The organism is Aeromonas sp. R1-1, from assembly GCF_040908495.1.
In the GTDB taxonomy this organism is placed as follows: domain Bacteria; phylum Pseudomonadota; class Gammaproteobacteria; order Enterobacterales; family Aeromonadaceae; genus Aeromonas; species Aeromonas veronii.
Map to the genome: position 1 here is coordinate 1 of NZ_JBFODV010000302.1, position 21778 is coordinate 21778.

Genomic DNA, 21778 nt, shown 5'->3' on the forward strand with positions numbered 1-21778 from the left:
GCGGGATGCGCCCGAGCTTCTCCTGCGGCGCCCACCCGAGCGAGGCCGAGCGCCTCTATGACTACTTCGTGGCGAAGGCCGCCGCCAGCGGCATCCCGACCGCAACCGGCCGTTTTGCCGCCGACATGAAGGTGGCGCTGGTCAACGACGGCCCGGTTACCTTCTGGCTACAGGTCTGAGGATGCCTGATCCCGCGGTATGACGTGGACGATCACGTTGATGAGCCCCGCAACCGGATAGGGGGTAGCGGGGCCAATCCACTGTTCTATCAGCGTCAGGGCGTGGGTTAGCTCCAGTGCGGTACGCGGCAGCAGGTTGATCACCAGGGTGCCGCAGAGGTGGGGAGCCAGCGCCCGGTAGAGCCGCTCCTGAAACAGCAGCAGCGGGTTGCCATCCTGACTGAAGAGATCGAGCAGGATGAGGTCGTACTGCTGCTCGCTCTGCTCGAGAAAGGCGAGGGCATCGGCCTGATGGAGTGCCGGCGCGGCGTGTTCCTCGCTCTCCTGATGCTGGAAAAACTGCTGATAAACGGTCAGCACCTCTTCGTCGAGGTCGACGCACTCGTGGCGGGCATCTGGCCAGCGTTGGCAGAGATGGCGAGTGAGATCACCGCCACCCAGACCCAGCTCGAGTATCTGTGTGGCCTGTTCCGGCAGCAGGCCGGCGATGACTCGCTGATGGGGTAGACAGAGAGCTGCGGGGTCGGCGAGCGACATGGCGGATTGCACCACGCCGTCTATCTCCAGCCAGCGGTGCTGGTCATTTTCCTGTACCGTGAGGCGGCGCTGGGGTTTGACGCTGAGGTGCAACAAGTGATCGGCTTGGTACGCTTGCAGATTGAAGTCCATGAATTTGCACGGCAAGATGGTTTCCGACCAGTGTAACTCAAGGATGAAACTATGTACCGGGTAGTCACCCCTCAGACAGTCGCCGAGCTGGATGCCTACTACCAGTTGCGCTGGGAACTTCTGCGTAAGCCCTTCAATCTGCCCGTCGGTTCCGAGCGGGACGAATATGACACGGTCGCCATTCACCGGTTGATGCTGGCACCCGATGGCACTCCCATCGCGGTGGGCCGCCTCTTTATCGGCGGCGACGAGGCGCAGATCCGCTTTATGGCGCTGCGTCCGGAATATCGCGGTCAGGGGCTGGGCGCCAAAATGGTGGAGGACCTCGAGCAGCTGGCCCGCAGCGAGAAGGTGAAACGGCTGGTGATGAACGCCCGTCAGGAAGCGGTGGAGTTCTATCGCAAGTGCGGCTTTCTCGAAGTGGGGGGCGGCCCCGTCTCCTTTGGCCGCATTCCCCATCGCCAGATGATCAAATCCCTGAGCCCGTTGCAGACTATCCAGTACCGGCCGGAGTGGTGTCAGGATCTCACCACCCGCTGGTCGCGCGGGGTGCCCATCAGCGAGAAGATGGGGATGCACATCAGCCACTACGATGGCCAGACTTTCCACCTCAAGGCCAATCTGGCGGCCAACCTCAACGTGCACGGCAGCATGTTTGCCGGCAGTGTCTACAGTCAGTGTGTGCTGGCGGGTTGGGGGCTGATCTGGCTGCAACTTAAAGAGGAGGGGCTGGTGGGCGAACCGGTTCTGGCCGAGAGCTCCATCAAATATCATGGCCCGGTCGATGAGGAGCCGGAGGCGCGGGTGGCCCGCGAGGGGATGCCCGCCGTGCTGCAGCCGCTCAAACGGGGCGAGCCTGCCACCTTCAGCCTCAAGATCCAGCTGTTCAGCGGCAGCAAACTGGCGGCGGAGTTCTGCGGCCACTACGTGGTGCAGCCGCCCCGCCGTCCGGGCCAGTAACTGCGTCGTTTCCCCATCAAACAACAAGGCCTCATCATGAGGCCTTGTCTGTTTTTACCCTTGCTGGCTGTCGCTTGTCTGCCCGGCTTGGGTCTGCACTTGGGCCTGGTTTTGGGCTTTCGGTGCGGGAGCCGGTCGCCAGAGCGGGGCGCTGTTGCCTTGCGGCGGATAGCGTACTCCCACTTCCCAGCCGCAGGCGTCCTGCTTCTGCGGGAAGCTCCAGGCCAGTGTGGGTTCCGTCAGCGGCCCGCGCCACTGGCCGAGCAGCTCGGCGCAGCGGTTGCCGTTGAGGATCCCCAGATCGAGCTGCCACTGTTCGTTGACCAGATCGATCCCCCCTTGCAGCGCCAGCAGATGAGTGATGGTGGAGGCGCCAGCCTGTTCGAGCTGCAGCTGCCCCTTGTCGATCTTGCCCTGCACCCTGACGCGGTAGAAGGGGGTATCGCCACCCTGCATCGCCTGCCACAGCTGATCCGGTGTCAGGGTGGGCGGGGTCGCGCCCTTGAACCACTCATCCAGCAGCGGATCTATCTTCACCTTGTCCCAGAACGGCTCGTCGGCATCGAGGGCAAAGCTGCCCTGCAGGCTCTGGCGCCACTCGCCCGCCGTTTTGCCATGTTCGGCTTGCAGATCGGCGCTCACGTCCGCCTTGCCAGCGAACGAGACAGGGGAGTGGAATATCTTGCCCCATTGCTGCAGATCCAGCTTGGTCGCCTGCAGTTGGAGGCGGCTGCTCTGGCCCGGTTCGCGGCCCCACTGGCCACTCAGGCTGAGAGTGCCCTCATCCGGCAGCGAGCTGGTGAGTTTTCCCAGTTGCCAGGAGCTGGGGGTCAGCTCCCCATCCAGCTCGCCGTTGCGGGCGCTGAGGCCATCCCACACCAGCTCGAACCACTTGCTCTCGATACGGGCACGGCCGAGCAGCGGGCCTGGCTGGTTATCGCGCAGGGCGAGATCGCTCAGATAGAGCTGCCAGCCGGTCAGCGACAGGGGCAGGGTATCGTCGAAGGAGAGCACCTTGAGCTTGTCGAACGCCAGCTTGCGGATATCGACCTGCTGCGGGCGCCAGCTCTGCCAATCCTGCCACCACCCCTGTGGCAGGCTGATATCCATGCCGCTCAGCGCCACGTCTTTCAGGGTCAGCTTCTGCTGCTGGCTATCGAGGGAGAGCTCGACATTGAACGCCCCTTCATAGGCCTTGCCCTGCAGTTCGCCGTCGATCTGCTGGGGCGAGAAGGCGAGCTTGCCCTTGATCTCCTCCAGCTGGAACAGGCCGCGGCCCATGTCCCCCAGGGTGCCGCTCAGATAGCCGGTGGGCTGGTTGCCCGCCTGCCAGTTGAAGGCGGTGAGTTGGCCGCTGAAGTTGTTGAAGGAGAGCTCTTGATTGATGTCGTTGAGGCTGACGCCGTCCAGCTGGCCGCGATCCAGCGACACGCTTTGCAACGGGAAGCGCAGTGGGAAGCCTTGCTGAGTCAGATCCCCCAGCTCCACCCGCATGCCGCGCGCCTTGAGATCGTGCAGTTGCAGGGTGCGGGCGGGCCAGTCCAGTACCATGCCGGTCTCCAGCAGACCGTCAAACAGGTTGGTCACCAGCTTGTCGGTGCGCAGCACTTCCCCCTCCAGCCGTCCTTGCAGGTTGAGACGGGCGAAGGTGAACTGCGGAGTCTCCAGCTGGCCGATATTTAGGCTCAGGTTGGCCTGTGGCTGTCGTTTCGGGTCGATCAGCTCCCAGTCACTCAGGGTGGCGTTGAGACCGCGCAGGGTCAGCTCGGGGCTCTCCAGACTGAGGCGATCGATAGTGCTGTCACTGATGGTGAGGGAGTGCACCGGCAGGTTCGGCAGTTTGTTGGGCAGCGGCAGCTTGATGGCGGGGCGAATGAGATCGAGATGGGCGATGCGCACGTCGCGGCTCAGCCAGTCGATGCTCTCGATCTCCAGATAGATCTTGTCGAGGGAGACCGCATCGCCGTAACGCACCTGCTCAGCCAGCAGGGTGTAGGGGTGCAGCGGGTTGAACACCAGTCGCCCTATGGTGACCGGCACGCCGCTCTGCTGGCTGATCCAGCTGGCGATGGGGCCTTTGGCGCGCTCGGCGTCGAACAGGCCGAGGGCAACCCAGACAAACAGCAGCAGGAAGGCGAAGGTGTAGAGCAGGCCGCGTAGCCAGGAATTCATGGTTGCTTTCCTCCTGTTTTGGGATGTGTTGTCAGGCGTTTGAGTAGTGGTCTCGCAGACCGAGCCAACGGCTAATCAAGGGTTCGACATGACTCGGATGCCTATCCATAAGGACATGTACCCATCTTCTGCATCTACCTCGATCAGGCATTGGAATAGTGATCCCGTAAGCCGAGCCAACGGCGAATCAAGGGTTCGACATGGCTTGGGTGCCTATCCATGAGGAAGCGCGCCATTTTTTGCACCTGCGGAATAAGCGGCTGATCCCGCACCAGATCAGCGATCTTGAGATCGGCCAGGCCGGTCTGGCGGGTGCCGAGCAGTTCCCCCGGGCCGCGCAGTTCCAGATCGCGCTGGGCGATGAGGAAGCCGTCGTTGGTCTCCCGCAGCACCCCGAGCCGGCTCTGGGCCGTCTTGGACAAGGGGGCATGATAGAGCAGCACGCAGTGAGAGGCTACCGCGCCCCGGCCAACCCGCCCACGCAACTGGTGCAACTGCGCCAGCCCGAGCCGTTCCGGGTTCTCGATGATCATCAGGCTGGCGTTGGGCACATCCACCCCCACTTCGATGACGGTGGTGGCGACCAGCAGTTGCAGTATGCCCGCCTTGAACTCCTCCATCACCCGCTGTTTCTCGACCGGGCGCATCCGGCCGTGCACCAGCCCGATATGCAGACCGGGCAACAGGTTCTGCAGCTCGGCAGCGGTATCCTCGGCGGCCTGACACTCCAGCACCTCCGACTCCTCGATCAGGGTGCAGACCCAGTAGGCCTGCTTGCCCTCGGTGCAGGCGAGTTTGACCCGCTCGATCACGTCGCCGCGACGGCTGTCGGGCAGCGCCACCGTGGTGATAGGGGTTCGGCCCGGCGGCAGCTCGTCGATGACCGAGGTATCGAGGTCAGCATAGGCGGTCATCGCCAGGGTGCGGGGGATTGGGGTGGCGGTCATGATGAGTTGATGAGGATGTACCCCTTCACGCTCCCCTTTCTCACGCAGGGCTAGGCGCTGATGCACCCCGAATCTGTGCTGTTCATCGATGATGACCAGCGCCAGACGCTGGAACACCACCTGCTCCTGAAAGATGGCGTGGGTGCCCACCACCATCTTGACGCTGCCATCTTTGATCGCGGCCAGCGACTCTTCCCGCGCCTTGCCTTTCTGTTTGCCCGCCAGCCAGCCGACTCCGATGCCGAGCGGCTCCAGCCACTTGGCGAAGTTGATGGCGTGTTGTTCGGCCAGCAGCTCGGTCGGCGCCATCAAGCCCACCTGACAGCCATTGCCGATAGCCTGCAGGGCGGCCAGCGCCGCGACCAGGGTCTTGCCGGAGCCCACATCCCCCTGCACCAGCCGCATCATGGGGTGGCTCTGTTGCAGATCCTTGCTTATCTCGGCCACCACCCGACTCTGGGCGCCGGTGGGCTTGAACGGCAGGGCGCCGAGCAGTTTCTCGACCAGCGCGGGCGCCGGTTTGAGGGCGCGGGCCAGCTGGGTTTGTGCCTGAGCACGCACCTTCAAGACCGAGAGGTTGTGCGCCAGCAGCTCCTCCAGCACCAGCCGCTGCTGGGCCGGATGCTGGCCGCTTTCCAGCAGCGGCAGCGCTACCGAGGGGGGCGGGCGGTGCAGCAATTTCAGGGCAGCGGCCAGTTCAATCTGGTGGGGATAGAGGCCAGCGGGCAGCAGCTCCTCCACGCCATAGAGGTCTAGCTGAGCCAGCGCCTGATCGGTGAGGTTGCGCAGGGTGAGTTGGCGCAGCCCTTCGGTGGTCGGGTAGACGGGGGTGAGCGCCTCTTCGGTCTGGCCGGCCTGCTCCTCGCCGAGCAGCTTGTACTCGGGGTGGGCCATCTCCAGCCCGTATTTGCCGGGGCGCACCTCGCCAAAGCAGCGGATCAGACGGCCTGCCGCCAGACTGTTTTTCTGGGCTGCGGTGAAGTTGAAGAAGCGCAGGGTGAGGGTGCCGGTGCCATCGCTGATGCGACAGACCATCATGCGGCGGCGCCCCATCACCAGCTGAGTGTCCTGGATTTCGCCCTCGACGGCGCCGTGCAGGCCTGGCGGCAGATCGCCGATGGGCCACACCTGGGTGCGGTCCTCGTAGCGCAGGGGAAGGTGGAACAGCAGATCCTGTACCGTGGCCAGCCCCAGCCGCTCGAGCTTCTCCAGCATCTTGCTGCCGACACCCTTGAGGCTATCGAGAGGAATTTTATCCAATTTCATCAATTAGATGCCCGAAAACACTGTAAATATGTCCAGATGATAGGGGTTGTTGAGGGGCCGATGCAAGCCGAGTTGCTGCTGGCTGGACCGTCAAGGCGGGGGAAACGGCGGATATAACAAAGGCCTGCCGAAAACGGGAGGCCTTTGTGTGGCTGCCAACAGGCAAGGTGCGGGCGCATGGCGCCCAAGGTCAGATGATGCGCTTGAGCAGCAGGTGGGCCTTAACCCGGTGGATCCGTCCCAGCAGCTTGCGCACCTGTTCCGGGTAGTCCTGGATCTGCTCCACCTGATCGAAGTGACTGATCCGCTTGGTGTTGGTCAGGATGTTATCCCGCTCCGCGTTGAACTGGGGACGCAGCAGGTGGCGACGATCGTGTACCAGCAGGCCGTTCTCCAGATCCAGCGCCCAGGCGCGGGGGTTGAGGTTGTTGCCGGTGAGCAGGGCCCACTCGTCATCCACGAAGATCCCCTTGAGATGGTAGGAGTTGCGCTCGCAACACCAGAGCATCAGGTTGAGGCGACCGTCGTCGATGTGGCGCTGGTTGCGCTCGGCAAACTTGCGCAGGTTGGTCTCGTAGAGATAGGGCAGGCCACCGATGGTGGAGAACTTCTCTTCCGGCGGAATGAAGAAGTCGTTGGCGGTCTTGTCGCCCACTACGATGGTGACTTTGCAACCGCGCTGCAGCAGATCCTCGATATCCTTGCTCAACTCCTTGGGGGGGTTGAAGTAAGGGGTGCAGATGAAGATCTCCCGCTCGGTGGCGCGCACCAGATTGCGGATCATCAGGTTGAGCTGATTGTTGCGCTTGCCCAGACCCACCATGGGGGTGACGGCCACCTCCTGAGTGTTGACCGGCATGGTGCTGAAGCGGTACTGGCTCTGGCGCAGGTTCTGCTTGAAGCGGCGGATCGGCCCCTTCAGCTGTTTGGCGCTGGGGATGTCGCTGTGATCCAGTCGCTGCACCGCGTCGCTCTTCACGAACAGGTCATCCACATAGTTGACCATGCTGCGGGCCAGCTCCGGGCTGGTGATCTGGTGATAGCGATCGAAGCGGTAGCGATCCTGCTGGTGCAGGTAGATGTCGTTGAGGCTGGCGCCGGAGTAGAGCACCACATCATCGAAGATGAAGCCCTTGAGGTGGAGCACGCCGAGCAGCTCGCGCCCTTTGACCGGCACGCCGTAGATTTCGATCTGGTGCTCGTGTTCGGCAGCCATGGCCTGATACATCAGGTGGTTGCCGCCCTGCTTGCCCTTGCCGATCAGGCCGCGCTGGGCACGGTGGAAGTCGACGAACAGCTTGATGTCGAGGGCCGGATTGCGCTGCTTGGCGGCGTAGAGGGCGGAGAGGATCTCCCGGCCTGCTTCGTCATCCTGCAGATAGAGCGCGACCAGATAGATGCGCCGGGTGGCACTGGCGATAAGCGCAAGAATGCGGCGTTTGAAATCCTGGGCGCTGTAGAGCACTTCAAACTGATCCGCTGCGACGGCGATCTGGGGCAGGCGCGCCAGCAGTTGTCGATAATGGGCCGATGAATGCATAGATAAACCTGAAATCACGGGGTTAAGCGTTCCACTCGGAGCGATGAATAGGCGATTCTAGCAATCTCGCCCTCTCAGCCAAAGAAAGAATCATCAGAAAGATGAAAAAGGCCTCACGAGTGAGGCCTTTTTGTCAGCATTTTGCCCTTGTCAGAGGAAGCTGTAGATGATCATCGCCATCACGCCGCCGGTGGTGCCGATGATGGTCTCCATCACGGTCCAGGTCTGCAGGGTCTGCTTCTCGGTCAGGCCAAGGTAGCGGTTCGCCAGCCAGAAACCGGAGTCGTTGACGTGGGAGAGCACGATGGCACCGCCGCCGATGGCGATGGTGACGGCAGCCAGCTGGGCACCGTTCAGGCCGAGCGGCTCCAGCATCGGCAGCACCAGACCACAGGCGGTCAGCATGGCGACGGTGGCAGAGCCCTGAATCACCCGCACCGCGGCAGCCAGAATGAAGGCCAGTGCGACGATGGGCAGACCGGAGTCGGCCAGCATGTTGCCAAGGGCGGCACCCACACCGGAATCAACCAGCACCTGCTTGAACACGCCACCGGCACCAGTCACCAGAATGATGACACCGGCAGGCTGGATGGCGCTGTTGCAGACGCTCATCACCTCGTCACGGGACATGCCGCGGCGAATACCCAGCAGATAGAAGGCGGCCAGACAGGCGACCATGATGGCGGTGAAGGGGTGGCCGATGAACTCCAGCCAGTTGTGCAGGGTAGAGCCCGCCTCGACGAAGCGACCGACGATGGTCTTGAGGCCGATTAGCAGCAGCGGCAGACCGATGAGGCCCATGGCCAGCCCGAAGGAGGGCAGGGATTTGCTGTCATCGTGGACGCTGTTCTGGGCATCGGCAGGCAGCGGCACATCGACGATCTTGCTGATGAAGTCACCGAACAGCGGGCCAGCCAGGATCAGCGCCGGTACGGCGGCGATCAGGCCGAACAGAATCATGTAGCCGAAGTCGGCACCCAGCTGGGATGCCACCAGGATCGGGCCTGGCGCCGGGATAAGGAAGGCTTGGCAAGTGGCGATACCGGCCAGCAGGGCGATACCGATCTTCACCACGCTGCCGCCGCCACGACGGACGATGGCGAAGGCGACGCCGATCAGCAGCACCACGGCCACATCAAAGAAGAGCGGCAGGGCGCAGACAAAGCCGGTCAGGGCCATGGCCCAGTTGGCGCGCTTGACGCCAAACTTGCCGAGCAGGGTGTGGGCTACCCGGTCGAGAGCACCGGTCACTTCCATCACCTTGCCGAACATGGCGCCCAGCGCCACCACTACCGCGACGAAACCGAGGGTGCCACCCATCCCTTTCTGGATGGTGTTGGCGATGTCGGCCGGGTTCATGCCAGCGGCAAGGCCCGCCACCATGGAGACCAGGATCAGGGCTACCACGGCGTGGAGCCGGGCCTTCATCACCAGGAAGAGCAGCAGCACAATCGAGCCGGCGGCTGTCATGATCAGGGAGAGGTCAGACATTGTTATGCGTTCCTTTTTCCAAGTTCAGTCGTGACACCTTGCCGATCCGTCGGCAAACCATATCTTTATGATTTATTTAGATTTATGGCAAGGGCTCAACATCATATGCCCAGGTGACTATGGGTTTGCTCAGTCTGTGGCAGACTTCACATTTTCAATCGTTACCGGTAACATGTTACCGGTAACGTGTTAGATTAGAACCCATCAACAGCTGGTTTTTTGAAAAGTGGGACAGAGGTCAAATTATGGCGGGTAAGTGCATTATCGTGATGGGTGTGTGTGGTAGCGGCAAATCCAGCGTGGGTCTGAAAGTGGCCGAGGCGCTGGGCGCCAAGTTCATCGATGGTGATGACCTGCACCCCAAGGCCAACATTCAGAAGATGGCTGGCGGCAACCCCCTCAACGATGAGGATCGTGCCCCCTGGCTGGAGCGGATCCGCGACGCCGCCTACAGTCTCGAGCAGAAGAACGAGACCGGCATCATTGTCTGTTCTGCCCTCAAAAAGAAGTACCGCGACCAGATCCGTGAAGGCAACGAGTCGGTCAGCTTCATCTTCCTCGATGGCAGCCAGCCGCTGATCCTCGAGCGGATGCGTGCCCGCAAGGGCCATTTCATGCGTGAAAGCATGGTACAAAGTCAGTTCGATACTCTGGAGCGCCCGGATGGCGAAGCCGGTGTATTCCACATTGATATAGACGGCACCTTCGAACAGGTGGTTGACCGCGCCGTCACAGCATTGGAGCAAGCCCAATGATTCATCAGGTAATTTCCGACGTCACCGCCCGCATCCGCGAGCGCAGTGTCGCCCGTCGTCAGGCATTTCTGGCCCGCATCCAGCGTCAGGCAGAGCAGGGCAAGACCCGCGCCGCGCTGGCCTGCGGCAACCTGGCCCACGCCGTGGCCGCCTGCAGCAGTGACGAGAAGGGTCGCATTCTCGATATGACCCGCGCCAACGTCGGCATCGTCACCGCCTACAACGACATGCTGAGTGCCCATCAGCCCTATCAGGGCTATCCGGACATCATCAAGGGCGCGCTGGCCGAACTTGGCCACAGTGCTCAGGTTGCCGGTGGCGTTCCCGCCATGTGCGACGGCGTGACTCAGGGTCAGCCGGGGATGGACATGTCCCTCTTCTCCCGCGATCTGATTGCTCAGGCAACCGCGCTGTCGCTCTCTCACAACACTTTCGATGCCACCCTGCTGCTCGGCATCTGCGACAAGATCGCTCCGGGCCAGATCATGGGTGCCCTCTCCCACGCCCACCTGCCGACGGCGTTTGTTCCTGCCGGCCCGATGGCGAGCGGCATCAGCAACGACGAGAAGGTGAAGGTTCGCCAGCAGTACGCCGCCGGTGAAGTGGGCCGCGACGCCCTGCTGCAGATGGAGTGCGGCGCCTACCATGCGGCGGGCACCTGCACCTTCTACGGTACCGCCAACACCAACCAGCTGGTGTTCGAGGCCATGGGCCTGATGCTGCCGGGCTCTGCCTTCGTCCACCCGCACAGCGAACTGCGCCATGCCCTGACCGTTGAGGCGGCACGCCGCATCAGCGCCATGATCCCGGGCTCCCCCGCCTATCGCCCGCTGAGCGAAGTGCTGGATGAGCGCTCGCTGGTCAACGGTCTGGTGGCCCTGCTCGCCTCCGGCGGCAGCACCAACCACAGCATCCATATGGTGGCGCTGGCTCGTGCCGCCGGTCTGGTTCTGACCTGGGATGACATCAGCGATCTCTCCGACGTGGTGCCGCTCTTGGTTCGCATGTACCCGAACGGCCCGGCCGACGTCAACGCCTTCGAACAGGCGGGCGGTGTGCCCGGTCTGATGCGCCGTCTGGCCGAAGAGGGGCTGATCCACATGGATGCCACCCCGGTCTTTGGCGAGATGCAGGATTACCTCAGCCGTCCGGCACTGGTGGATGGCCAGCTGGTATGGCAGCCGGTCGGCGAGAGCGGCGATGCGAGCGTGCTGTCGCTTTCCGGCAGCGTATTCCAGGCCACCGGCGGCACTAAGCTGCTGGCGGGCAATCTGGGCCGGGCCGTGGTCAAGGTCTCCGCCGTGGCTCCCGAGTATCGGGTGATTGAAGCGCCGGCGCGGGTCTTCTCCTCCCAGCATGCGGTGGAAGCGGCCTACAAGGCGGGTGATCTCAATCAGGATGCCGTGATCGTGGTGCGCCACAATGGCCCTGCCGCCAACGGCATGCCGGAGCTGCACAAGCTGATGCCGGTGCTCGGCAACCTGCAGAAGGCGGGTTACAAGGTGGCGCTGGTCACCGATGGCCGTCTCTCAGGTGCTTCCGGCAAGATCCCGGCCGCCATCCACGTCACCCCGGAAGCGCTGCACGGCGGGGCCATCGGCCTGCTGGCTGATGGCGACCTGCTGCGGGTTGATGCGGTAAACGGCAGCCTCGACTGCCTGACCGATTTGAGTGGCCGTACCCAGGCCGAGATTGACCTCACTCCGGAACAAGAGGGGTGGGGCCGTGAACTGTTCAGCGTGATGCGTCGCGCGGTATCGAGCGCCGAGTGTGGCGCTACCATCTTTGACTAAGGAAGAGCTATGCAGAACTGGAAAGTGACCCCGGCCGAGGTGTTTGCCGCCTCCCCGCTGGTACCCGTGATGGTTATCAACGAGCTGGATCAGGCCCTGCCGATGGCCAAGGCGCTGCTCGACGGCGGCATCTCTGTCTTCGAAATCACCCTGCGCACCCCGGTGGCGCTCGATGCCATCGCCCTCATCGCCAAGGCGATGCCGGATGCCATGGTCGGTGCCGGTACCGTGCTCAACTGCGCGCAGTTTGACGCTGCCGTGGCAGCCGGTGCCCGTTTCGTCATCTCCCCGGGGATGACGCCGGCCCTGCTGGCTCACGCAGCCAAGAGCACTGCACCGCTGATCCCGGGTGTGGCTACTCCGTCTGAAGTGATGCAGGCGCTGGAAGCAGGCTATGACCACCTGAAGTTCTTCCCGGCCGAAGCGAACGGCGGCACCAAGGCGCTCTCCGCCATTGCCGCGCCGCTGCCCCAAGTGAAGTTCTGCCCGACCGGCGGTATCGGCCCGAAAAACGTGGCCGACTATCTGGCGCTCAAATGCGTTGCCACTGTCGGCGGCTCCTGGATGCTGCCGGCCGATGCGGTCAAGAGCGGCAACTGGGAAGAGGTGACTCGCCTCTCTCGCGAAGCGGTTGAGTTGGTAAAACGCTAAGCGTCAGTTGTGCAGAAAACCAAACAGGCCACCCTCGGGTGGCCTGCTTCTTTTGGCCATTCTGACAGCGGAAAAGCCATTTACAGGGTGCCGTCTGCTCCCTTATGGTCGTGGTCGGTTTCTTATCCGGCTGGCCGATATGTCCTTTCTCCATCGCCCCTGCCCGCAAGGGCACTTCACTCCGCTGCACTGTCATCCGCAAGCCCAGTATTGCTACATGCACGAAGGTGGCGGCGTTATCACCGGCGGTGCTGCCAGCGAGCTGCTGGTTGCCGGCCAGCTCTGCTTTATTCCGGCGGGCTGGGAGCACGAGTTTCGCGTGCTGCGCCACTCTCGCCTGTCGCTTATCTATACCGATTCGTCCGCATCAGCCCCTTTTGGTCTGCGGCAGGTAACGCCGCTGCTGGCAGGGCTTTTTGCCCGCCTGAGCGATCTGGAGGAGGGGACCGAGCAGGAGGCCTATCTGACAGTGATTGGCCACGAGTTGGCGCGAGCTGCTCCGCAAGCAGCCCAGCCTGCGCTGGCGGCCAACCTCGACCCGCGCCTGCTGCGGGTGCTGGAGCGTTTCTGTCAGGCACCCTCCATCAACACCATGCTTGCCGAGCTGGCAATGGATTGCGGCGCTTCGCTGCGCACTCTCAACCGGCTTTTCCTCCAGCAGCTGGGTTGTACCTTCCGCCAGTGGCGAGAGCAGGTGGTGATGGGGCGGGCCCGTCAGTTGCAGTATCAGGGGTTCACATCGGTGCAGATTGCCGACCTGCTCGGTTACGAAGATCCCGCCGCCTTCTCCCGCGCGCTCCAGCGCTTCGCCCGGCGTGGCTCAGCGTCGTGAACCTATGTCGGCATCCTGCTTGCTGCCGCTCAGCAGGCAGGTCACCTCGTCGGTATGGCAGATCTTGCCGTCGCGAAAGGTGAAGAGACCGCTCACCTTGCAGACCAGCGGGGCGCCATCGTGGCGGGTAGATCGCACCACATGGGTCGAGTGCACCCTGTCCCCTTGCGCGATTGTGGCGACGAACTCGATAGTGGCTTCGGCCAGATGAGCTCTCAGCGCCGCAATGTGCTGGCAAAAGGCAATGTAGTCGAGCTGCTCGCCATTCACTTGCTGGCAGTAGTCCGGGGTGAACCACTGGTCGAGCTCGGCCAAGGTAAAACGAGGATCGCAGACAACGCGCTGCAGGCAGGCTCGCAATCGTTCGGTGTTGTTCATTTTCTGCTCCTGAAATGTGGCTGTAATGCCGGGCCAGCATAGAGCAGAGGATGGTGATAAGAGGTTGCAGTATGCGCCATCATTGCGGGTAAACACGCCATGATGGCTGGAGGGTTAGCCCAGACTCTCCCCGACATAGAGGGAGAAGCCGATATCCTTGCGGGTGTCGGGTTGGGATTGGCCGTTGAGACGCGCCAGCAGCATGGTGGCCGCCTCCCGGCCGATCGCTTCCCGCGGGGTGGCGATACTGGCCAGTTTGGGGGTCATGGCGTGGCCGATGTCGAGAGCGTTGCAACCGGCGATGGCGATCTGCTGGGGCACCGGGATCCACTTGGCCTGACACTGCAGCAGAGCACCCACCGCCAGGTCATCGTTGGTGCAGAACAGGCCGTCGAGGTCGGGATAGCGTACCAGCGCCTGATCCAGCAGCTCGCCCCCCAGAGTGAAGCTGGAGGATTGTTCGGTCAGCAGATGCTGGCCGGTGAGGCCGAAGTCGGTCATCGCCTGATAGTAACCCTCCATCCGCAGCTGGGTACGCACGTCGAGCCGCGCCCCCAGATAGACCACCTTGCGCCGGCCCCGGTGCAGCATCTCTGTTACCATGGCCCGGGCGGCGGCTCTATGGTCCATGCCGACCACCATGTCGATGGGGGTTTGCGGCAGATCCATGGTCTCCACCACCGGAATGCCGGCGGTGGCGATCATCTTACGGGTGCGCTCGGTGTGCTGGCTGTCGGAGAGGATCAGCCCATCCACGTGATAGGAGAGCAGGGACGCGACTTGCTCCTCCTCCCGCTCCGGGCTGTAGCCGTAGTGGGCCAGCAGGGTCTGGTAACCGGCCGGTCGGGTCACCGACTCGATGCCGTGGATCACCGCCGAGAAGACCTGGTTGGAGAGGGAGGGGATCAGGATGCCGATCGCCTTGCTGGTCGCATTGGAGAGAATATCCGGCGCCCGGTTGGGGATATAACCCAGCTCTTCCACCACAGCCGCGATCCGCTCGCGGGTCCCCTCCGCTACGGTCTGCGGGTCGCGCAGATAGCGGCTGACAGTCATCTTGGTCACGCCGGTCTGGTCGGCGATATCTTGCAGGGTGGGGCGGCGCTTGCGGGTGGGGCTCATAGGGGTGTCCAGCGTGGATGTTACATGTAACATTACCGTTTTTGACGGATAAAGTCAGCATATGAAGCCGTTTTTGCAGGAGTTTTCCGATGATCAGAGGCAAGCAGTTCGTGGATGTCCGGTTCGAGCAACAGGATGTGGAGGGGGAACAGTTCTCGGAGTGCCGCTTTATCGGCTGCAACTTCTCCTGGCTGGACTTGAGCGATAGCCGCTTCATTGACTGCAGCTTCTACGATCGGGAGAGTGAACGGGGCTGCCTGTTGCAGGGTTGCGAGCTGCGCGAGGCCAGCTTCCTGCGCTGCGATCTCACCATGGCCGATTGCAGCCGCAGCCAGTGTCTGGGGCTGGAGATGCGCGACTGTCAGGCGGTCGGCATCAACTTCAGCCATGCCAGCTTCGCCAACCAGATCACCGCCAAAAGCTACTTCTGCGAGGCCCATCTGACCGGTAACAACTTCAGCTACGCCAGCTTCGAGGGCTGCCTGCTGGAGAAGTGCGAGCTGACCTGCAACCGTTGGCAGGGGGCCAACCTGTTTGGTGCCTCGCTGGCGGGTTCCGATCTCAGCGGCTCCGAGTTTGGTCAGATTGACTGGACCAGCTTCAAGCTGCAGGGCTGCGATCTGCGCCAGTGCGATCTGCCGGGGCTGGATCTGCGCCGGGTCGATCTGCAGGGAGTACAGATCAACGAGGATCAGCAGCAGACCTTGCTTGAGCAGATCGGTCTGGTTGTCTTCCCCTGAGCCGAGCGAAAAATTAGGTAATTTTTCATCAAATTAGGCCGACAGTGGGTAGGGCGCTCCTGAAACGACAAAAGCCTGCGTGATGCAGGCTTTTGCTAGTGAGCGTGTGATGGCTTGTCGGCAGGGTTAACTCAACCCTTGGCCAGCCATTTGGTCGGGTTGATGGCCTCGCCCTGATAGCGAATTTCGAAGTAGAGGCCCGGTCTGTCCTGACCGCCGCTGTCACCGACCAGCGCTACCGGTTCACCCTGTTCCACATTCTGGCCAACCTGACGCAGCAGCGACTGATTGTGACCGTAGAGGCTCATATAGCCTTTACCGTGGTCGATCACCAGCAGCATACCGAAGCCGTCGAGCCAGTCGGCGTAAACCACTTGTCCCGGTGCGACCGCCTTTACCTGGGTTCCTTCGCTGGCGCCGATCAGGGTGCCTTTCCACTTGAGCTGGGCGGTGCGCGGCGAGCCGTAGGCGATGAGGATCGGCCCCTGTACCGGCCAGCGCAGGCTGCCATTGGTCTTGAGCCCGCTGTAGTAACCTGCGGTCCCAATCCCAGAGCCTCGCTCCGGTTTGGTACTGGACATCTCTTCGACCGGTTCTGCCGGTTTGACGGTTTTGTTCTGCTGGGCGGCAAGTCGTTGTTGCTCGGCGCGGCGCTGCTCGGCCAGCTTGCGCTGACGCTCCTGTTCCGCTTTCAGCTTGGCCAGCCGTTCCCGTTCGGCCCGTTCGCGGCGCTCCTGCTCTTCCCGCTGGCGGCGCAGCTCCTCCAGCCGGGCTTTCAGCGCCTTCTCCGCCTTGACCAGCTTGGAGAGCTTCTGCTCGTCATCCTGTACCGACTGCTGCAACTGGTTGCGCACCTTGGCCCGGCTCTGCTGGCTGGCCAGCAGGGTCTGGTGATGCTCTTGCTGTTCGGCAAGCAGGGTTTGCAGTCTGGTCTCGGTCTCTTTGGTTGCCTGCTGGTTTTTCGCCAGCTTGTCGCGGGTGGCGCGCAGGGCGTCGATGGCCTCGATGCGGGCCTTGTTGAGGTAGTCGTAGTAGTCGAGGGAGCGGCTCAGTTTGGCCGGATCCTGCTGATTGAGCAGCAGTTTCAGGTAGTCGTGGTTGCCCGCCTGAAAGGCGCTCTCCGCCTGTTTGGCCAGCAACTGCTTTTGATGTTTGGCTTGAACTTCCAGCGCCAGCTTGTCTTTTTGCAGGGTCGCCAGCGTCTGCTGGTTCTGCTTCAACTGTTGCCTGGTCTGGTTGAGTTTGGCGGCGGCAGCCGAGATAGCCTGCTCGTCAGCCTTGAGCTGGGTATTGAGCTTGGCAAGCTCCTGCTTGCTGAGCTTGATGGTCTTCTGTTGCTCTTTGATCTGGGACTGCATGGTCCCCAGCTGCTGATTGGCGGCCAAAGCCGGTGTGCTGGCGCCAAACGACAGGCAAAAAAACAGCGCGCCGGCCAACAGGCCGACGCGACTGGTTTTCTGTGAAATAACTTCGCATCCCCGCATGGGGAAGGATTATTTCAGAATCATCAGGGGCTTGCCAGTCATTTCCGGCGGCACCGGCAGACCCATCAGGGTCAGCATGGTGGGGGCCAGATCGGACAGTTTGCCACCTTCAACTACCTCGGCTTTGCGACCGAAATAGATGAGAGGAACCGGCAGATTGGTGTGGGCGGTGTGGGCCTGACCAGTCTCTTCGTCCAGCATCTTCTCGGCGTTACCGTGGTCGGCAGTGATCAGGCACTCGCCACCCACTTCGGCCAGGGCGTCGGTGACGCGACCGATGCAGTGGTCAACGGCTTCACAGGCTTTGACGGCGGCATCGAATACACCGGTGTGACCAACCATGTCGCCATTCGGGTAGTTACAGATGATGACGTCGTACTTGCCGCTCTTGATGGCCGCAACCAGCTTGTCGGTCAGCTCTTCGGAGCTCATCTCAGGCTGCAGGTCATAGGTCGCCACTTTCGGGCTGGCCACGATCTCGCGATCTTCGCCGGTGAAGCAGGACTCCTCGCCACCGTTGAAGAAGAAGGTGACGTGAGCATACTTCTCGGTTTCGGAGATGCGCAGCTGGGTCTTGCCCTGCTTGGCCAGCCACTCACCCAGGGTGTTGACCAGAGCGGTCGGCGGGTAGGCACAGGCAGTTTTGATGTCGGCCGCGTATTCGGTCAGCATCACGAAGTTCAGCTTAGGCTCGACTGCACGAGCGAAGCCGGTGAAGTCGGTGTCAACGAAGGCGCGGGTGATTTCACGGGCGCGGTCGGCACGGAAGTTCATGAAAATCAGCGCATCGCCATCTTCCATAGGTGCAGCTTCGCCGATGCGGGTCGCTTTGACGAACTCGTCGTTCTCGTCGCGGGCATAAGCGGCAGCCAGTGCTTCGGTGGCGCTCTCGGCGGTGAACTCGCCCTTGCCCTGGGTCATCAGGTCATAGGCTTGCTGCACGCGATCCCAGCGGTTGTCACGGTCCATGGCGAAGTAACGGCCGATCATGGAGGCGAAACGACCCTTGCCCAGCTTGGCGAACAGGGCATCGAACAGCTCGATGGAGGACTGGGCGGAGCGCGGCGGAACGTCGCGGCCATCCAGGAAGGCGTGCAGGTAGATCTTCTCGGCGCCACGCTTGGCTGCCATTTCGATCATGCCCATGATGTGCTCTTCGTGGCTGTGTACGCCACCCGGGGACATCAGGCCCATGATGTGAACGGCTTTGCCGTTGGTCACGGCAGCGTCAACAGCCTTGGCCAGCTCGACGTTCTGGAAGAATTCGCCATCCTGGATGTCTTTGGAGATGCGGGTCAGCTCCTGATAGACGATGCGACCGGCACCGATGTTGACGTGGCCCACTTCGGAGTTGCCCATCTGGCCATCCGGCAGACCGACGTCCAGACCGGAGCCGGAGATCAGGGTGCTGGTGTAGTCACGGGCCAGGCGATCGAGGTTGGGAGTCTTGGCGGCAGCGACGGCGTTGTGCTCTTGCTTGGTGCTATAGCCCCAACCGTCCATGATGACCAGAACCAAAGGTTTCTTAGCTGTTGACATAAGACTATGTCCTCTCGGATTGGAAAAAATGCGGGAAATGAAACTAGCGTAATATTACTACATCTGCCGAAATAGTCACCTGATAGCCAAGGGGCGCTCCCGTGGCCCCGCAAGCTACGCTCTTCCTGCCATGCTCGCAGCCCAATGATGATGGGAGCCTGCTCGCGCTTTGCCGCCAAGATGGCTGATCTTATCAATACCCCCATGTATACTCGGGCCCTTGTCTTGGTCCCTGGATAGTAGAAGATGCAAGAGTATTTGGATTTTGCGGCCCGTAACCCGCTGCTGACCGCAGCCTGGTTGGGTCTGGCTGGCACCCTGGTTTACACCACTGTGCGTGCCCGTTTGTCTCCGGTAAAAACCGTCAACAATCACACTGCGACCCTGCTGATCAACCGCGAGAATGCCACCGTGGTGGATATTCGCAGTCAGGAAGAGTACGCCAAGGGTCATCTGGCCGGTGCCCAGCACCTGCCGCTGACCCAGATCCAGAGCAATAATCTGGGCCCGGTTGAAAAGCATAAAGATGCCCCCATCATAGTGGTGTGCGAGTCGGGAATGACTGCGGGCGGCGCGGGCCGTCAGCTGAGCAAAGCTGGCTTCAAGCAGGTTTACGTGCTCGGCGGTGGCATGGCCCAATGGCGTGCAGAAAATCTGCCGGTAACCAAGAAACGCTGATTTAAGCAGGGCCTGAGCCCACTTATCCATATAACAAGGAATCAAACGAAATGGCTGACGAGATCAACAACCAGGAAGTACAACCGGAATTCCACATCCAGCGTGTTTACACCAAGGATGTCTCTTTCGAAGCGCCGAATACCCCGCACATCTTCCAGAAAGAGTGGCAGCCGGACGTCAAGCTGGATATGGATACCAAGACCAACATCCTGGCTGAGAGCGTGTACGAGGTTGTCCTGACCCTGACCGTAACCTGCAAACTGGAAACCGAAACTGCCTTCCTGTGCGAAGTACAGCAAGCCGGTATCTTCACCATCGGCAACCTGCCGGAGCCGCAACTGGCTCACTGCCTGGCTGCCTTCTGCCCGAACATCCTGTTCCCGTATGCCCGCGAAGCCGTGGCCAACATGGTGAGCAAGGGTTCCTTCCCGCAGCTGAACCTGGCACCGGTCAACTTCGATGCCCTGTTTGCCCAGCACATGGCGCAAGCACAGGCCCAGCAGGCGACTGCGGAAGCCTGATAATGGCTGACCAGATCGCTATCTCGGTCTTGGGGGCGGGGTCTTATGGCTCCGCCCTTGCCATTTCTCTGGCGCGCAATGGTCATCCGACCCTGCTGTGGGGTCACGACCCCGCTCATGTCGCCGAGCTGGAACAAGACCGCTGCAACAAGGCATTTTTGCCTGATGTCCCTTTTCCCGCCGATCTGCAGCTGACTGCGGATCTGCAACGTGCGGTACAAGCTGCCCCCGTGCTGCTGCTGGTCGTGCCGAGCCATGTATTTGGCGATGTGCTGACCCGGATCAAACCCTTCCTGCGCCCCGATACCCGTATCGCCTGGGCCACCAAGGGTCTGGAGCCGGACAGTGGCCGTCTGCTGCAGGATGTGGCCCGCGAAGTGCTGGGTGACGAGATACCGCTGGCGGTCATCTCCGGCCCCACCTTCGCCAAGGAGCTGGCTGCCGGTCTGCCGACCGCCATCTCGGTCGCCTCGACTCACGACGAGTTCGCCGACGATCTCTCCCACCTGCTGCACTGTGGCCGCTCGTTCCGGGTCTATACCAATCCGGATTTCGTCGGTCTGCAGCTGGGTGGGGCGGTGAAGAACGTCATCGCCATCGGTGCCGGTCTCTCCGACGGGCTCGGGTTTGGCGCCAATGCCAGAACCGCGCTCATCACTCGGGGTCTGGTGGAGATGCAGCGTCTGGGTGCGGCGCTGGGTGCCGATGCCAAAACCTTTATGGGGATGGCGGGGCTCGGGGATCTGGTGCTCACCTGTACCGACAACCAGTCGCGCAACCGTCGCTTCGGGCTGGCCCTCGGGGCTGGCAAGGATGTGAACACCGCCATGACCGAGATCGGTCAGGTGGTGGAGGGGTATCGCAACACCAAAGAGGTGCATCTGCTGGCGGCCCGCTGCGGCGTCGAGATGCCCATCTGCGAGCAGATCTTCAAGGTGCTCTACGAGGGTAAGAACCCGAAAGAGGCGGCCATCGCCCTGCTGTCGCGAGACAAGAAGGACGAGTAATCTGCCGATTGCCCATGCAAAAGGCTATGTCCCAATTACGTGTTGCATGGGGTGCCCCAGCGCCTCATGCAAACACGCTTTGATATTCACACCCTTCCCATAACGCTCCAGCATCCTGCGCCAACCCAGATAATTCCTCAGGTAGTGCGTCGCCACGCCATGGAAGCGCTCCATCCACTCTTTCAACCGACGGTGATAGCCGTTCACATGCTGAATGTGATACGCGCCGGCCACTCGCTCACCCTGACGATTGCGCACTACTTGATGAGTCACTCCCTGCACTTTACTGAAACTGGCATACACGCCCGCACCATCGCTACACAGCACGGCATCCGGCGAGACAAGGGGCTTTAAGACCGCAATGACTGTTTCGGCATTCATCTTTTCCAACTGAAAATCTGCATGGTGACCTGCACGGTCCTGCACCACCATCACCGGGATGTAATCCGGCCCGGTTCCCCGGGTTCGCCCTTTACCTCCACGACGCCGAGCCAGACGAGGCAATCCCCGTTGCCCCTTGAACGACTCGAGGAAGAAGGTTTCATCGACCTCAACGATACCCTCTTCCCGTGTGGCTTGATGGGCGGCCATGGCACGCAAGAAGCGGTGACGCCAGAGGAAAGCGGTGTTCTTGCTGACCCCGCAGCGCAGCGCTGCCCGGCGGACAGTGAGTCCTTCAATGAGGGCTTGCGCGTAGTCTTCCCAGCACTGCGCTTTACGTAATCTGGCCAAGGGGGTCTTGGTCAGCACGGTACTGGTGCGTAGACAAAGTTTGCAACGGTAGCGACGCAGTCCCCGACTCCATCCCCAGGGGGCCAGCTGATTGGCATCGGCCTGACAATGTGGGCAACCGCTGCATGCAGGTAGCTGGGTATTGAGTGAGGTAATGGTGTGGGGCGCAGTGAGCTCCTGCTGGGCAACACGGCGTTGGCGCAGGGTAAGTTGTGGAAACAGAGACAACAGGTGTTGAAAGGCTGGGGTATCCATGATGGTAGACCTCAAGGTGATGGCCTACTTCAAGCTTAGCCTTTCAACACATAATTGGGACAGCGCC

Annotated in this window: 20 protein-coding genes; 10 read left to right on the forward strand and 10 right to left on the reverse strand. The window is 61.7% G+C overall.

Translation table 11 applies throughout. The features are described 5' to 3' along the window. Window positions 1-179, forward strand: a 179-nt coding sequence (locus AB5Y92_RS20775; protein ID WP_368227573.1) for a D-aminoacyl-tRNA deacylase, incomplete at its 5' end; no start/stop codon positions are given. Here AB5Y92_RS20775 and AB5Y92_RS20780 read toward each other — a convergent pair. Then, window positions 168-848, reverse strand: coding sequence for a spermidine synthase (locus AB5Y92_RS20780; RefSeq protein ID WP_368227575.1), 681 nt, complete (start codon window positions 846-848; stop codon window positions 168-170). The two genes, AB5Y92_RS20775 and AB5Y92_RS20780, sit on opposite strands and share 12 nt — an antisense overlap. Window positions 849-899: 51 nt before the next feature. Here AB5Y92_RS20780 and AB5Y92_RS20785 point away from each other — a divergent pair, with 51 nt between their 5' ends. Further along, entirely contained in the window at window positions 900-1808 is a 909-nt protein-coding gene (locus tag AB5Y92_RS20785) for a YiiD C-terminal domain-containing protein (protein WP_368227554.1), read from the forward strand. Window positions 1809-1862: 54 nt separating this feature from the next. Here AB5Y92_RS20785 and AB5Y92_RS20790 read toward each other — a convergent pair whose 3' ends face one another. The 4 genes from AB5Y92_RS20790 to gntU all read right to left on the reverse strand — a co-directional run bounded on the left by AB5Y92_RS20790 (window position 1863) and on the right by gntU (window position 9224). After that, a complete protein-coding gene (locus AB5Y92_RS20790; RefSeq protein ID WP_368227557.1) occupies window positions 1863-3980 on the reverse strand; it encodes an AsmA family protein in 2118 nt (705 codons plus the stop codon). 143 nt (window positions 3981-4123) lie between these two features. Next, window positions 4124-6193 (reverse strand): ATP-dependent DNA helicase RecG, encoded by a 2070-nt coding sequence (gene recG / locus AB5Y92_RS20795; protein ID WP_368227560.1) that lies wholly within the window; start codon window positions 6191-6193, stop codon window positions 4124-4126. 190 nt (window positions 6194-6383) lie between these two features. Further along, window positions 6384-7733 carry a CDP-diacylglycerol--serine O-phosphatidyltransferase gene (gene pssA / locus AB5Y92_RS20800; protein ID WP_346197841.1) on the reverse strand — a complete coding sequence of 450 codons (1350 nt, stop codon included), beginning with the start codon at window positions 7731-7733 and terminating at the stop codon, window positions 6384-6386. Window positions 7734-7883: 150 nt separating this feature from the next. Continuing rightward, window positions 7884-9224, reverse strand: a complete 1341-nt coding sequence (gene gntU, locus AB5Y92_RS20805) for a gluconate transporter (RefSeq protein WP_005355418.1) — start codon at window positions 9222-9224, stop codon at window positions 7884-7886. Between the two features lie 245 nt (window positions 9225-9469). On the opposite strand from gntU, the gene AB5Y92_RS20810 reads away from it, so the two are divergent. From AB5Y92_RS20810 to AB5Y92_RS20825, 4 genes are all read left to right on the forward strand, one after another. Continuing rightward, complete coding sequence (locus tag AB5Y92_RS20810; protein WP_005340649.1) at window positions 9470-9979, forward strand: gluconokinase; 510 nt, start codon at window positions 9470-9472, stop codon at window positions 9977-9979. Continuing rightward, entirely contained in the window at window positions 9976-11772 is a 1797-nt protein-coding gene (edd, locus tag AB5Y92_RS20815) for a phosphogluconate dehydratase (protein ID WP_368227563.1), read from the forward strand. The genes AB5Y92_RS20810 and edd overlap by 4 nt, the downstream gene beginning before the upstream one ends. 9 nt (window positions 11773-11781) lie before the next feature. Then, window positions 11782-12423 (forward strand): bifunctional 4-hydroxy-2-oxoglutarate aldolase/2-dehydro-3-deoxy-phosphogluconate aldolase, encoded by a 642-nt coding sequence (locus AB5Y92_RS20820; RefSeq protein WP_033115605.1) that lies wholly within the window; start codon window positions 11782-11784, stop codon window positions 12421-12423. A 139-nt stretch (window positions 12424-12562) separates the two neighbouring features. Then, a complete protein-coding gene (locus AB5Y92_RS20825) occupies window positions 12563-13255 on the forward strand; it encodes an AraC family transcriptional regulator (RefSeq protein ID WP_164535827.1) in 693 nt (230 codons plus the stop codon). On the opposite strand, the gene AB5Y92_RS20830 is transcribed toward AB5Y92_RS20825, so the two are convergent. Continuing rightward, window positions 13244-13633 carry a nuclear transport factor 2 family protein gene (locus AB5Y92_RS20830; RefSeq protein ID WP_164535828.1) on the reverse strand — a complete coding sequence of 130 codons (390 nt, stop codon included), beginning with the start codon at window positions 13631-13633 and terminating at the stop codon, window positions 13244-13246. The two genes, AB5Y92_RS20825 and AB5Y92_RS20830, sit on opposite strands and share 12 nt — an antisense overlap. A 114-nt stretch (window positions 13634-13747) precedes the next feature. After that, on the reverse strand, window positions 13748-14755 hold the full coding sequence (locus tag AB5Y92_RS20835; protein ID WP_005355407.1) for a substrate-binding domain-containing protein: 1008 nt from the start codon (window positions 14753-14755) through the stop codon (window positions 13748-13750). Window positions 14756-14844: 89 nt separating this feature from the next. Between AB5Y92_RS20835 and AB5Y92_RS20840 the strand changes: the two genes are divergently transcribed. Further along, the gene (locus AB5Y92_RS20840; protein WP_368227567.1) at window positions 14845-15495 is read left to right on the forward strand and encodes a Qnr family pentapeptide repeat protein; all 651 of its coding nucleotides are present in this window, start codon (window positions 14845-14847) and stop codon (window positions 15493-15495) included. Window positions 15496-15626: 131 nt separating this feature from the next. On the opposite strand, the gene envC is transcribed toward AB5Y92_RS20840, so the two are convergent. Together envC and gpmM are read right to left on the reverse strand one after the other, a co-directional pair. Then, window positions 15627-16979: a murein hydrolase activator EnvC gene (envC, locus tag AB5Y92_RS20845; RefSeq protein ID WP_368227570.1), complete on the reverse strand. Its 1353-nt coding sequence runs from the start codon at window positions 16977-16979 to the stop codon at window positions 15627-15629. 9 nt (window positions 16980-16988) lie between these two features. After that, window positions 16989-18518, reverse strand: a complete 1530-nt coding sequence (gpmM, locus tag AB5Y92_RS20850; RefSeq protein WP_005356867.1) for a 2,3-bisphosphoglycerate-independent phosphoglycerate mutase — start codon at window positions 18516-18518, stop codon at window positions 16989-16991. Between the two features lie 246 nt (window positions 18519-18764). Here gpmM and AB5Y92_RS20855 point away from each other — a divergent pair, with 246 nt between their 5' ends. The 3 genes from AB5Y92_RS20855 to gpsA are packed head-to-tail and all read left to right on the forward strand — an operon-like array spanning window position 18765 to window position 20724. After that, entirely contained in the window at window positions 18765-19196 is a 432-nt protein-coding gene (locus tag AB5Y92_RS20855; RefSeq protein ID WP_005340640.1) for a rhodanese-like domain-containing protein, read from the forward strand. Window positions 19197-19246: 50 nt separating this feature from the next. Further along, on the forward strand, window positions 19247-19717 hold the full coding sequence (gene secB, locus AB5Y92_RS20860; protein ID WP_042054222.1) for a protein-export chaperone SecB: 471 nt from the start codon (window positions 19247-19249) through the stop codon (window positions 19715-19717). Between the two features lie 2 nt (window positions 19718-19719). Next, the gene (gene gpsA / locus AB5Y92_RS20865; RefSeq protein ID WP_005356865.1) at window positions 19720-20724 is read left to right on the forward strand and encodes an NAD(P)H-dependent glycerol-3-phosphate dehydrogenase; all 1005 of its coding nucleotides are present in this window, start codon (window positions 19720-19722) and stop codon (window positions 20722-20724) included. Window positions 20725-20748: 24 nt separating this feature from the next. Here gpsA and AB5Y92_RS20870 read toward each other — a convergent pair whose 3' ends face one another. Beyond that, window positions 20749-21711, reverse strand: coding sequence for an IS1595 family transposase (locus tag AB5Y92_RS20870; protein WP_101318654.1), 963 nt, complete (start codon window positions 21709-21711; stop codon window positions 20749-20751). Window positions 21712-21778: the final 67 nt, after the last annotated feature.

Excerpts from the sequence above, each read along its gene's own strand:
- AB5Y92_RS20780 (WP_368227575.1), bottom strand. The coding sequence starts at position 848 with ATGGACTTCAATCTGCAAGCGTACCAAGCCGATCACTTGTTGCACCTC.
- AB5Y92_RS20785 (WP_368227554.1), top strand. The coding sequence starts at position 900 with ATGTACCGGGTAGTCACCCCTCAGACAGTCGCCGAGCTGGATGCCTAC.
- AB5Y92_RS20790 (WP_368227557.1), bottom strand. The coding sequence starts at position 3,980 with ATGAATTCCTGGCTACGCGGCCTGCTCTACACCTTCGCCTTCCTGCTG.
- recG (WP_368227560.1), bottom strand. The coding sequence starts at position 6,193 with ATGAAATTGGATAAAATTCCTCTCGATAGCCTCAAGGGTGTCGGCAGC.
- pssA (WP_346197841.1), bottom strand. The coding sequence starts at position 7,733 with ATGCATTCATCGGCCCATTATCGACAACTGCTGGCGCGCCTGCCCCAG.
- gntU (WP_005355418.1), bottom strand. The coding sequence starts at position 9,224 with ATGTCTGACCTCTCCCTGATCATGACAGCCGCCGGCTCGATTGTGCTG.
- AB5Y92_RS20810 (WP_005340649.1), top strand. The coding sequence starts at position 9,470 with ATGGCGGGTAAGTGCATTATCGTGATGGGTGTGTGTGGTAGCGGCAAA.
- edd (WP_368227563.1), top strand. The coding sequence starts at position 9,976 with ATGATTCATCAGGTAATTTCCGACGTCACCGCCCGCATCCGCGAGCGC.
- AB5Y92_RS20820 (WP_033115605.1), top strand. The coding sequence starts at position 11,782 with ATGCAGAACTGGAAAGTGACCCCGGCCGAGGTGTTTGCCGCCTCCCCG.
- AB5Y92_RS20825 (WP_164535827.1), top strand. The coding sequence starts at position 12,563 with ATGTCCTTTCTCCATCGCCCCTGCCCGCAAGGGCACTTCACTCCGCTG.
- AB5Y92_RS20830 (WP_164535828.1), bottom strand. The coding sequence starts at position 13,633 with ATGAACAACACCGAACGATTGCGAGCCTGCCTGCAGCGCGTTGTCTGC.
- AB5Y92_RS20835 (WP_005355407.1), bottom strand. The coding sequence starts at position 14,755 with ATGAGCCCCACCCGCAAGCGCCGCCCCACCCTGCAAGATATCGCCGAC.
- AB5Y92_RS20840 (WP_368227567.1), top strand. The coding sequence starts at position 14,845 with ATGATCAGAGGCAAGCAGTTCGTGGATGTCCGGTTCGAGCAACAGGAT.
- envC (WP_368227570.1), bottom strand. The coding sequence starts at position 16,979 with ATGCGGGGATGCGAAGTTATTTCACAGAAAACCAGTCGCGTCGGCCTG.
- gpmM (WP_005356867.1), bottom strand. The coding sequence starts at position 18,518 with ATGTCAACAGCTAAGAAACCTTTGGTTCTGGTCATCATGGACGGTTGG.
- AB5Y92_RS20855 (WP_005340640.1), top strand. The coding sequence starts at position 18,765 with ATGCAAGAGTATTTGGATTTTGCGGCCCGTAACCCGCTGCTGACCGCA.
- secB (WP_042054222.1), top strand. The coding sequence starts at position 19,247 with ATGGCTGACGAGATCAACAACCAGGAAGTACAACCGGAATTCCACATC.
- gpsA (WP_005356865.1), top strand. The coding sequence starts at position 19,720 with ATGGCTGACCAGATCGCTATCTCGGTCTTGGGGGCGGGGTCTTATGGC.
- AB5Y92_RS20870 (WP_101318654.1), bottom strand. The coding sequence starts at position 21,711 with ATGGATACCCCAGCCTTTCAACACCTGTTGTCTCTGTTTCCACAACTT.